The organism is Streptomyces sp. NPDC052016 (genome assembly GCF_044548445.1).
Lineage (GTDB): Bacteria > Actinomycetota > Actinomycetes > Streptomycetales > Streptomycetaceae > Streptomyces.
Map to the genome: position 1 here is coordinate 234,075 of NZ_JBIUBX010000012.1, position 10,482 is coordinate 244,556.

A 10,482-nucleotide genomic window follows, 5' to 3' on the forward strand; every position below is an offset into this window, starting at 1 on the left:
TCATCCGCCCAGCGACAGGCGCGGCTTGGGCGCGTCCGTGCGGCCGGTCCGCGGCGGCCGGCTGCCCGCCCGGTAGGGCGCCGGCCAGAGGACGCCGGGACCGTCGTAGCCCTGTTCGGCGGCCGCGTGCAGGGTCCAGTGCGGGTCGTAGAGGTGCGGGCGGGCCAGGGCGCACAGGTCCGCGCGTCCGGCCAGGACCAGCGAGTTGACGTCGTCCCAGGAGGAGATCGCGCCGACCGCGATCACCGGGATGCCCACCTCGTGGCGGATCCGGTCCGCGAACGGCGTCTGGTAGGACCGCCCGAACTCCGGCGTCTCCTCGGCGACGACCTGGCCGGTGGAGACGTCGATGGCGTCGGCGCCGTGCGCGGCGAACGCCCGGGCGATGCCGACGGCGTCCTCGGCCGTGGTCCCGCCCTCGGCCCAGTCGGTGGCGGAGATCCGGACCGTCATGGGCCGCTCCTGCGGCCACACCGCCCGTACGGCGTCGAAGACCTCGAGAGGGAAGCGCAGCCGCCGGTCGAGGGATCCGCCGTAGGCGTCGGTGCGGCGATTGGTCAGCGGGGAGAGGAAGCCGGACAGCAGGTAGCCGTGCGCGCAGTGCAGTTCGAGCAGGTCGAAGCCGGCCCGGGCGGCCCGCGCCGCGGCGGCGGTGAACTGCTCGCGCAGATCGGTGAGCTGGGCCCGGCCCAGCTCCCGGGGCGTCTGGCTGCCCGGCTTGTAGGGCAGCGCGGAGGCGGCCACGAGCGGCCAGTTGCCGTCGGGCAGCGGTTCGTCCATGCCCTCCCACATTAGCCGGGTCGAGCCCTTGCGTCCGGAGTGGCCGAGCTGGACGCCGATCGCGGTGCCGGGCGCCTGCGCGTGCACGAAGTCGGTGATCCGCCGCCAGGCCACGGCCTGCCTGCCGGTGTAGAGGCCGGCGCAGCCGGGCGTGATCCGGCCCTCGGGGGACACGCACACCATCTCCGTCATCACCAGCCCGGCCCCGCCGAGGGCGCGGGCGCCGAGGTGGACGAGGTGGAAGTCGTCGGGGAGTCCTTCGGTCGCCGAGTACATGTCCATCGGGGAGACGACGACCCGGTTGCGCAGGGTCAGGCCGCGCAGCCGGAAGGGGGTGAACATCGGGGGCGTGCCGGGCGGGCAGCCGAACTCCCGCTCCACGGCCTCGGTGAAGTGCGGATCGCGCAGGCGCAGGTTGTCGTGGGTGACACGGCGGCTGCGGGTGAGCAGGTTGAAGGCGAACCGGCGGGGCGGCTGCCCGACGTACAGGGGGAGGTTCTCGAACCACTCCAGGCTGGCGCGGGCGGCGCGCTGGGTGGAGGCGACGACGGGCCGGCGCTCCTCCTCGTAGGCGGCCAACGCCCTGTCCAGGGAGGGCTGTTCCTCCAGACAGGCGGCCAGGGCGAGGGCGTCCTCGACGGCGAGCTTGGTGCCGGAGCCGATGGAGAAGTGGGCGGTGTGGGCGGCGTCGCCCAGCAGCACGACGTTCCCGTGCGACCAGCGCTCGTTGGTGACCGTGCGGAAGGTCGTCCACGCGGAGTTGTTGGACCGGAGCGGCCGTCCGCCGAGCGCGTCCGAGAAGATCTTCGCGCAGCGCTCGATCGACTCCTGCTCGCCGGTCTCGTCGAAGCCGGCCGCGCGCCAGACCTCCTCGCGCATCTCGACGATCACGGTGGAGGCGTCGGCCGCGTACGGGTAGCCGTGCAGTTGCATCACGCCGTGCTCGGTCTCGGCGGTCTCGAAGCGGAACGCGTCGAAGGCGAAGTCGGCGGCCAGCCAGATGTAGCGGCAGCGGTGGCCGACCACCTGGGGCCGGAACACAGGGGCGTACGTCTCGCGGGTGGCGCTGTGCACACCGTCGGCGGCGACGACGAGGTCGTAGGCGTCCGCGAGCGACGCCGCGTGCGGAGCCTCGGTGTGGAAGCGCAGGTCGACGCCGAGGGTGCGGCAGCGTTCGTGCAGGATCTGCAGGAGCCTCTTCCTGCCGAGGGCGGCGAAACCGTGGCCGCCCGAGGTGTGGCGGACGCCCCGGTGGACGACGTCGATGTCGTCCCAGCGGACGAAGTCCCGTCGCAGGGCCTCGTAGACGACCGGGTCCGCGTGTTCGATGCCGCCGAGGGTCTCGTCGGAGAGGACGACCCCGAAGCCGAAGGTGTCGTCGGGGGCGTTGCGTTCCCAGAGGGTGACCTGACGGTCGGGGGCGAGGCGTTTCAGCAGGGCCGCGGCGTAGAGGCCGCCGGGGCCGCCGCCGATGATCGCGACGCGTGGGGGGTGGCTGGTCCCCGAGGGCGACCGCGAGTTGTCCGTGGCTGGGCGCGCAGTGCTCCGCGCCCCGTTGGCCGTTGTCCTCGCGTCGGTCGTCATGGTCACCGGCCCTGCCACTTCGGCGGCCTCTTTTCCGTGAACGCCGCATGGAACTCGGCGTAGTCCTCGCCGTTCATCAGCAGGGCCTGGGTGGCCGCGTCGAGTTCCACCGCCGCCGCCAGCGGCATGTCCAGCTCGGCCGTGAGCAGGGCCTTCGTCTGGGCGTACGCCAGGGCCGGGCCCTCGGCGAGGCGGCGGGCGAGGCGCTGTGCGGCCCGGTCCGCGCCGCCGTCCTCGGCCAGCTCGCTGATCAGGCCGATCCGCTCGGCCTCGGGGGCGCGCACAGGCTCGCCGAGCATGAGCAGCCGGGTGGCATGGCCGAGGCCGACGACCCGGGGCAGCAGGTAGGCGGCGCCCATGTCACCACCGGACAGGCCGACGCGGGTGAAGAGGAACGCGAAGCGGGCTGTGGGGTCGGCGACCCGGAAGTCCGCGGCCAGGGCGAGCACGGCTCCGGCGCCCGCGGCGACCCCGTGCACCGCGGCGATCACGGGGAACGGACATTCCCGTACCGCCCGTACGACCTGCCCGGTCATCCGGTTGAAGTCGAGGAGCTGGGCGGTGTCCAGGGCGAGGGTGGCGCCGATGATCTCCTCGACGTCGCCGCCGGAGCAGAAGCCGCGCCCCTCGCCGGCGAGCACCAGGGCGCGCACCGAGCGCTCCCGGGACAGTTCGGCGAGCAGGTCGCGCAGGTCGGCGTAGGCGCCGAAGGTGAGCGCGTTGAGTTTCTCGGGGCGGGCGAGGGTGACGGTGGCGACGCCGTCGGCGTGGGTGACGCGGAGGTGGTGCCAGTCGGGGGTGCGGGCGGCGGAGCCGGTGAAGGGACTCATGAGGGCGGCCTCCTCGACGAGCGGTCACCCTCGAAGCTATCACCGTTATGTGACCGTCGTCAGGAGTGCGCGATAAGCGGGACGGGTATGCGACAGGGGTGTCACCGGGCGGCCGGTCCGCGTCACAGGCGTCACCGGTCGTCGACAACGCGGCAACAACGGGATCGGCGGTGGCGGCGGGGCCGTTGAGCCGGGTAAGCCGCCGGTGTCGGGGCCGACGGCCCCGAGCGGCGACCGCCCCGCAGCCCCTGCCGGAGGCCGCCGTACCATTCCTGAAGTTGAAAGCAGGACAGCCTGATGCCGAGTACAGGAACCTGCGCCATGAACGGACTCGCCTTGCACGAACGCCCTGCCTCACCCGCCTCCTGGCGCATCGCGCTGCCGCACTCCGCCGCGGCCGTGCCGGTGGCCCGTGCACTGGTCCGTACGGCGCTGGCCGAGCTGGAGCACGGTGCGGACAGCGACACGGCGGAGCTGCTCACCGCCGAGCTCGTGGCGAACGCCGTGGAGCACACCGCGGGGAACACGCCGATAGAGCTGGTGGTGCAGTTGCTGCCGACCGGCTGCCAGGTCGAGGTGCACGACCCCGACCCGGTCCCGCCCGGTGACCTGACGCGTCCGTCCGGCGGGGAGCCCGACCCGTGGCAGGAGCACGGGCGCGGGCTGCTGCTGATCCGTGCCCTCAGCTCGTCCTGCGGTCACCGCCCCACCGAGACCGGCAAGGCGGTGTGGTTCAGACTGGCTGCGGTTCCGCCGCAGTGGCGTCCGCATCCCGCGTGACCTGCGGCAGCCGGGAGTTACGGCGCCCGTAGAGGACGTACAGCAGGAGGCCGGCGGCGAGGAACAGGGCGAACTGGAGCCAGGTCGTCCAGCCCGTCTCGTACATCAGGTAGAGGCAGCAGCCGACACCGAGCACGGGCAGCACGGGGAAGAGCGGGACGCGGAACGTGCGGGCCAGGTGCGGTTCGCGGCGGCGCAGGGCGATGACCGCGACGTTGACGACCGCCATGATCGCGAGGGTGCCGATGGTGCACAGGTTCATCACGGCGTCCAGCGAGGCGAAGGCCGCCGGGAGCGCGAAGACGAACGCCACGATCAGGGTGCCGGCGACGGGCGTGGCCGTGCGGGGCGAAACCTTCTCGAAGACGCGCGGGACCATTCCGTCGCGCGCCATGGACAGCAGGATGCGGGTCTGTCCGTACATCACCGCGAGGACGACGGACGCGATGGCGACGACCGCGCCGAAGGCGATGATCCCGCCGCCGACCGTGGAGCCGGTCACCTCGTTGACGACGTGGGAGAGGGCCGCGGGACGGCCGCCGACCTCGTCCGCTCCGATGGCGCCGATCGCGGCGAGCGCGACCGCGCAGTACAGGAGCGTGACCACGCCCATGCAGACGAGGATCGCCACGGGCACGTCCCGGCGGGGGTTCCTGGCCTCCTCGCCGGCCGTGGTGATCGCGTCGAAGCCGATGTAGGAGAAGAAGGCGGCGGTGGTGCCGGCGCCGATGCCGCCGAGGCCGGCCGGGCTGAACGGCGTGAGGTTGCCGTCCCGGAAGGCGCTGAAGCCGATCGCGCAGAAGGCGACGAGGATGGCGAGCTTGAGGACCGCCATGGCGGCGGTGGCGCGGGCGCTCTCGCGGACGCCGCGTACGAGGAGCACGGCGGCCATGGCGATGACGAGGACGGCGGGCAGGTTCACGACGCCGCCGTCGCCCGGGCCGGCCGAGAGGGCGGCGGGCAGCTGCCAGCCGGTGAGGCTCTCGAGGAGTTCGTTGACGTACTGGCTCCAGCCGACCGCGACGGCCGACACCGAGACGCCGTACTCCAGGAGCAGGCACCAGCCGACGAGGAAGGCGGTGGTCTCGCCGAGGCTCGCGTAGGCGAAGGAGTACGAGGAGCCGGAGACGGGGATCGCGCCGGCCAGCTCGGCGAACGCGAACGCGGTGAACACGCAGGTGATCGCGGCCAGGACGAAGGAGACGACGACCGCGGGACCGGCCTGGGCGACCGAGTCGGACAGGCCGACGAAGATGCCGGTGCCGACGATCGCGCCGATGCCGAAGCAGACCAGCTGGAAGAGGCCCATCGTGCGGCGCAGGCCGTGGCCTTCCCGGTCGGCGCCGGATTCGGCCACCAGGAGGGCGGGGGACTTGATGCGGGGCATGCGGGTGGTGCTCGTTTCTGGTGGTGCGGGTGCGACGGGGTGTGTCGCGCGGCGACGCGGTCGCGTCGCGCGGCGGCCTCGGAAGGGGTGGCTCCGGGCCGCCGGACAGCATAAAGCCTGGTGACGTACGTCTCGGACCTGGTTTTCTCAGGCAAGCGTCGCCACGAGCACGGCCTTGATGGTGTGCAGACGGTTCTCGGCCTCGTCGAAGACGACCGAGTGCGCCGACTCGAAGACCTCGTCGGTCACTTCGAGGGAATCCAGACCGTGGGTCTCGTAGACCTCGCGGCCGACCTTGGTGCCGAGGTCGTGGAAGGCCGGCAGGCAGTGCAGGAACTTCACGTCCGGGTTGCCGGTGGCGCGCAGGACGTCCATGGTCACGGCGTACGGGGCGAGGGCGGCGATCCGCTCGTCCCAGACCTCCTTGGGCTCGCCCATGGACACCCACACGTCGGTCGCGACGAAGTCGGCGCCGTGTACGCCCTCCTCCAGCGACTCCGTGAGGGTGACGCGGGCCCCGCTGGTCTCGGCGAGCTCGCGGGCCCGGTCGACGATCTCCTGGGCGGGCCAGTACGTCTTCGGCGCCACGATCCGCACGTCCATGCCGAGCAGGGCGCCGGTGACCAGGTAGGAGTTGCCCATGTTAAAGCGGGCGTCGCCGAGGTAGGCGAAGGCGATCTCGTGCAGGGGCCTGCTGCTGTGCTCGGTCATCGTCAGCACGTCGGCGAGCATCTGGGTGGGGTGCCAGTCGTCGGTGAGGCCGTTGTAGACGGGCACCCCGGCGAAGGCGGCCAGCTCCTCCACCTTCCGCTGGCTGTCACCCCTGTACTGGATGCCGTCGTACATCCGGCCCAGGACCCGGGCGGTGTCCTTCACGGACTCCTTGTGGCCGATCTGGGAGCCCGACGGGTCGAGGTAGGTCGTCGAGGCGCCCTGGTCGGCGGCCGCGACCTCGAATGCGCAGCGGGTGCGCGTCGAGGTCTTCTCGAAGATCAGGGCGATGTTCCTGCCGGTCAGGTACCGCGTCTCGGTCCCGGCCTTCTTGGCGGCCTTCAGCTCGGCGGCCAGCTCGATCAGGCCGCGGAACTCCTCCTGGGTGAAGTCCAGCTCCTTGAGGAAGTGGCGGCCGGCGAGGGCGGTCGGGACTGTCGCCATGGGGCGCTCCAGGGTGCGGTGAAGGGGTGGAGTGACAGGACCCTTGGAAGTCTATACGAAATGAGGAATTTCTATGCGGGCGCGCTCCCCACCGCCCTGCCGGCGTTCTACACGGCCGAGCGTTCGACGGGGCAGCTCATACAGCGCGGCCCGCCCCTCCCCCGGCCCAGTTCGCTGCCGGGGATCTCGATCACCTCGATGCCCTGTTTGCGGAGGTGGGTGTTGGTGGTGGCGTTGCGTTCGTAGGCGATGACGACGCCCGGCTCGACGGCGAGGACGTTGCAGCCGTCGTCCCACTGCTCGCGCTCGGCCGCGTGCACGTCCTGGGTGGCGGTCAGCACCCGGACCTCACTGAGACCGAGGGCGGCGGCGATCGCGCGGTGCATGTGCTCCGGCGGATGGTCGGTCACCTTCAGCTCCTTCTCCCCGACGCCCGGCTCGATCGTGTAGGAGCGGAGCATGCCGAGGCCCGCGTACTGGGTGAAGGTGTCCCCGTCGACCATCGTCATCAAGGTGTCGAGGTGCATGAACGCACGCCGCTTCGGCAGGTCGAGGGCCACGATCGTCTCGGCCGAGCCCGCGGCGAACAGCTTGTGGGCGAGCATCTCGACCGCCTGGGGGGTCGTGCGCTCGCTCATCCCGATGAGCACCGCGCCGTTCCCGATGACCAGGACGTCGCCCCCCTCGATGGTGGAGGGATAGTCGGCCTGCCCCTCCGACCAGACGTGGAACGTTTCGTCACGGAAGAGGGGATGGTGGCGGTAGATCGCCTCGAAGTGCACGGTCTCGCGCTGCCGGGCCGGCCAGCGCATCGCGTTGATGGAGACGCCGTCGTAGATCCAGGCGGAGGTGTCGCGGGTGAAGAGGTGGTTGGGGAGCGGGCCGAGGAGGAAGTCGTCCAGTTCCATGACGTGGAAGCGGACCGAGGTCGGCTCCGGGTGCGCCTCCAGGAACTCCCGCTTGGTCATGCCGCCGACGAGGAGTTCGGCGAGTTCGGACGCGGGAAGGTTCTCGAAGGCGGCGCGGAGGTGGTCGGTGGCGAGCACCCCGTACTCCTTCTCGTCGAAGACCCGGTCCAGGACGAGCGCTCGGGCCGCCGGGATCTCCAGGGCCTCGGTGAGCAGATCGCCGAAGAGGTGGACGGCGACGCCCCGGTCGCGCAGGACGTCCGCGAAGCCGTCGTGCTCGGCGCGCGCCCGGCGCACCCACAGCACGTCGTCGAAGAGGAGGGCGTCCTTGTTGCTGGGGGTGAGCCTTTTGAGCTCGAGATCCGGCCGGTGCAGGATGACGCGGCGCAGCCGCCCGGCCTCGGAGTCGACTTGGAATCCCATGCCTCCATCCTGACCACCGGAGACCGCCTTCACCCGCTACTGGACCGATTCCGCACCCGCTTGTTTTCGTCCCCTTGACGACAAGCGACGGGTCCGATTATCGTCGTACTGACGAAAAACGTGAACGGCGGGACTCCAGGGGGATCTTTCATGGCCGACATCACCCGGCGACTGGGCTGGCGCCACCTGCGGGGCGCTCCGACGGCGCACGTCCGTCACCACCGCTCCGGAAAGCTGGTGCACGACGGGCCGGGGCTCAGCTTCTGGTTCCGCGCCCTGAGCGCCTCGCTCTCCGAAGTCCCGGTGGACGACCGAGAGTTGGCGATGACCTTCCACGCCCGCACCGCCGACTTCCAGGACGTGGCCGTGCAGGCCACGGTGACCTACCGCGTCAGCGACCCCGGCGTCGCCGCCGCCCGGCTCGACTTCTCCATCGACCCGGACACGGGCGTCTGGCGGGGCGCGCCCCTGGAGCAGCTCGGCACCCTGCTGACGGAGACGGCGCAGCAGCACGCACTGGACGTGCTCGCCCGCACGCCGCTGGCGGCCGCGCTGGTCGACGGGGTGACGTCCGTGCGGGAGCGCGTGGCGGCGGGGCTCGCGGCGGAGCCGCGCCTGCCCGCCACCGGCATCGAGATCGTGGCCGTCCGGGTCGTGGCGCTGCGGCCCGAGCCGGAGGTGGAGCGGGCGCTGCGCACGCCGGCCCGCGAGCAGGTCCAGCAGGAGGCCGACCGGGCGACGTACGAGCGGCGGGCGGTGGCCGTCGAGCGGGAGCGGACGATCGCCGAGAACGAACTCGCCAGCAAGATCGAACTCGCCCGGCGGGAGGAGCAGTTGGTCGATCAGCGGGGTACGAACGCGCGCCGGGAGGCGGAGGAGAGCGCGGCCGCGGACAAGGTGCGGGCGGAGGCGGAGGCGACGCGCACGGTGCGCCTCGCCGAGGCGGAGGCGGCCCGGTCCGTGAAGCTCGCGGAGGCGGAGGCCGAGCGGGCCGTGAAGCTGTCCGAGGCCGAGGCCGCGCGGGCCGTGAAGCTGTCCGAGGCCGAGGCCGCCAAGCAGGTGCGGCTGGCCGACGCCGAGGCGCGGCGTACCGAGCGGCTGGCGACGGCCGAGTCGGCGCGCACGGTCCAGCTCGCCGAGGCGGAAGCCGCCCGCTCCTCACGGCTCGCCCGCGCGGAGGCCGAAGCGGCGCGCGAGGTCGGCGAGGCGCGGGCGCAGGCGCAGGCCGCCTGGCTGCGCGTCCACGCCGACGTCGACGTGGCGACCCTGCACGCCCTGACCGGGACGCGGCTCGCGGAGAACCTGCCGCACATCGACAGCGTGACCATCTCCCCGGACGTGCTGACCGGGCTGCTGGCCAAGCTCGGCGTCGGGGACCGGGAATGAGCCTCGCCCCGCGGGCCGTGCTGGTCCACCGCACCACGGAGTACGACGAGTTGGTGGCCCGGCACGGCACGCACGGCCAGGCCGCCTTCTTCCTCGCCTCCCGGGGCCGGGACATCGGGGAGGTCGCCGAACGGCACCGCCGCACGAGGCGGGCGCTGGCGGAGGTGACGGCGGCGATTCCTCTGAGCTGGCGTCAGACACGGGTGGAGCGGGCCGACCTGGACCGCTTTCTGTTCGCGCCCGAGGACGTGGTGGTCGTGGTCGGCCAGGACGGGCTGGTGGCGAACGTCGCCAAGTACCTCGCCGGGCAGCCGGTCGTGGGCATCGACACGGACCCCGGGCGCAATCCCGGTGTCCTCGTCCGCCACCGGCCCGGTGACGCGGCCACCTTGCTGCCCTCCGCGCTCGCCGCCGGCACGGGCGTGGACGAACTGACCATGGTCGAAGCCGTAGCCGACGACACGCAGCGGCTGGTGGCCCTCAACGAGATCTACCTGGGCGCCGCGGGTCACCAGACCGCCCGGTACCGCCTGGGCCTCGAGGACGACGGGGGTGTCGTCGAGGCCCAGGCCTCCTCCGGGGTGCTGGTCGGCACGGGCACGGGGGCGACCGGGTGGATCCGGTCGGTGTGGCAGGAGCGGGGTGGGGACGGGGGCCGGGGCGAGGGTCGTCGGGGTGGGGGTGGGGATGAGGGTGGGGGGCGCCGGGGGGCGGGGGTGCGGTTGCCCGGGCCGACGGAGGAGCGGCTGGTGTGGTTCGTCCGGGAGGCGTGGCCGTCGCCGGCGACGGGGACGTCTCTGGTCGCGGGGGAACTCGCGGCCGGGGGGTGGCTCGCCCTCACCGTCGAGTGCGAGCGGCTCATCGCGTTCGGGGACGGGATCGAGAGTGACGCGGTGGAGCTGACGTGGGGGCAGACGGTGAGGGTGGGGGTGTGGGGGGAGCGATTGCGGTTGGTGGGGTGAGGGTCGTGGGTCGCCGTGGGTCGGGGGCCGTGAGTCGGGGGCCGTGGGTCGGGGGTCGGGGGCCGTGAGCCGTGAGCCGTGGGCCGTGGGTCGTGGGCGTGGGTCGTGGGTCGTGGGGGGCTGCGCCTGCGGCGGCCGCCGGGGGAGGGTGGGTGCGTCGGGGGGGGGGGGGGGGGGGGGGGGGGGGGGGGGGGGGGGGGGGGGGGGGGGGGGGGGGGGGGGGGGGGGGGGGAGGGGGGGGGGGGGGGGGGGGGGGGGGGGGGTGCGGGGGGGGGGGGGGGCGGCGG

The 10,482-nt window shown here is 72.9% G+C and carries 8 protein-coding genes; 3 read left to right on the forward strand and 5 right to left on the reverse strand.

The genetic code is table 11. The features are described from left to right. Positions 1-2,364: a bifunctional salicylyl-CoA 5-hydroxylase/oxidoreductase gene (locus ACIHAR_RS17485; protein WP_400020179.1), complete on the reverse strand. Its 2,364-nt coding sequence runs from the start codon at positions 2,362-2,364 to the stop codon at positions 1-3. A 2-nt stretch (positions 2,365-2,366) separates the two neighbouring features. After that, a complete protein-coding gene (locus ACIHAR_RS17490) occupies positions 2,367-3,194 on the reverse strand; it encodes an enoyl-CoA hydratase family protein (RefSeq protein WP_365463083.1) in 828 nt (275 codons plus the stop codon). A 321-nt stretch (positions 3,195-3,515) separates the two neighbouring features. Between ACIHAR_RS17490 and ACIHAR_RS17495 the strand changes: the two genes are divergently transcribed. After that, a complete protein-coding gene (locus tag ACIHAR_RS17495) occupies positions 3,516-3,974 on the forward strand; it encodes an ATP-binding protein (RefSeq protein WP_365463080.1) in 459 nt (152 codons plus the stop codon). Here ACIHAR_RS17495 and ACIHAR_RS17500 read toward each other — a convergent pair. The 3 genes from ACIHAR_RS17500 to ACIHAR_RS17510 all read right to left on the reverse strand — a co-directional run bounded on the left by ACIHAR_RS17500 (position 3,928) and on the right by ACIHAR_RS17510 (position 7,847). Beyond that, positions 3,928-5,361: an amino acid permease gene (locus ACIHAR_RS17500; protein WP_400020182.1), complete on the reverse strand. Its 1,434-nt coding sequence runs from the start codon at positions 5,359-5,361 to the stop codon at positions 3,928-3,930. The genes ACIHAR_RS17495 and ACIHAR_RS17500 overlap by 47 nt on opposite strands. A 147-nt stretch (positions 5,362-5,508) precedes the next feature. Then, positions 5,509-6,516, reverse strand: coding sequence for an ornithine carbamoyltransferase (gene argF / locus ACIHAR_RS17505; RefSeq protein WP_400020184.1), 1,008 nt, complete (start codon positions 6,514-6,516; stop codon positions 5,509-5,511). A 107-nt stretch (positions 6,517-6,623) separates the two neighbouring features. Next, positions 6,624-7,847 (reverse strand): arginine deiminase, encoded by a 1,224-nt coding sequence (locus ACIHAR_RS17510; RefSeq protein WP_365463071.1) that lies wholly within the window; start codon positions 7,845-7,847, stop codon positions 6,624-6,626. A 150-nt stretch (positions 7,848-7,997) separates the two neighbouring features. On the opposite strand from ACIHAR_RS17510, the gene ACIHAR_RS17515 reads away from it, so the two are divergent. Both ACIHAR_RS17515 and ACIHAR_RS17520 read left to right on the forward strand, forming a co-directional pair. Further along, a complete protein-coding gene (locus ACIHAR_RS17515) occupies positions 7,998-9,233 on the forward strand; it encodes an SPFH domain-containing protein (RefSeq protein ID WP_400020186.1) in 1,236 nt (411 codons plus the stop codon). Continuing rightward, a complete protein-coding gene (locus tag ACIHAR_RS17520; protein ID WP_400020188.1) occupies positions 9,230-10,195 on the forward strand; it encodes a hypothetical protein in 966 nt (321 codons plus the stop codon). The genes ACIHAR_RS17515 and ACIHAR_RS17520 overlap by 4 nt, the downstream gene beginning before the upstream one ends. Positions 10,196-10,482: the final 287 nt, after the last annotated feature.

Excerpts from the sequence above, each read along its gene's own strand:
- ACIHAR_RS17485 (WP_400020179.1), bottom strand. The coding sequence starts at position 2,364 with ATGACGACCGACGCGAGGACAACGGCCAACGGGGCGCGGAGCACTGCG.
- ACIHAR_RS17490 (WP_365463083.1), bottom strand. The coding sequence starts at position 3,194 with ATGAGTCCCTTCACCGGCTCCGCCGCCCGCACCCCCGACTGGCACCAC.
- ACIHAR_RS17495 (WP_365463080.1), top strand. The coding sequence starts at position 3,516 with ATGAACGGACTCGCCTTGCACGAACGCCCTGCCTCACCCGCCTCCTGG.
- ACIHAR_RS17500 (WP_400020182.1), bottom strand. The coding sequence starts at position 5,361 with ATGCCCCGCATCAAGTCCCCCGCCCTCCTGGTGGCCGAATCCGGCGCC.
- argF (WP_400020184.1), bottom strand. The coding sequence starts at position 6,516 with ATGGCGACAGTCCCGACCGCCCTCGCCGGCCGCCACTTCCTCAAGGAG.
- ACIHAR_RS17510 (WP_365463071.1), bottom strand. The coding sequence starts at position 7,847 with ATGGGATTCCAAGTCGACTCCGAGGCCGGGCGGCTGCGCCGCGTCATC.
- ACIHAR_RS17515 (WP_400020186.1), top strand. The coding sequence starts at position 7,998 with ATGGCCGACATCACCCGGCGACTGGGCTGGCGCCACCTGCGGGGCGCT.
- ACIHAR_RS17520 (WP_400020188.1), top strand. The coding sequence starts at position 9,230 with ATGAGCCTCGCCCCGCGGGCCGTGCTGGTCCACCGCACCACGGAGTAC.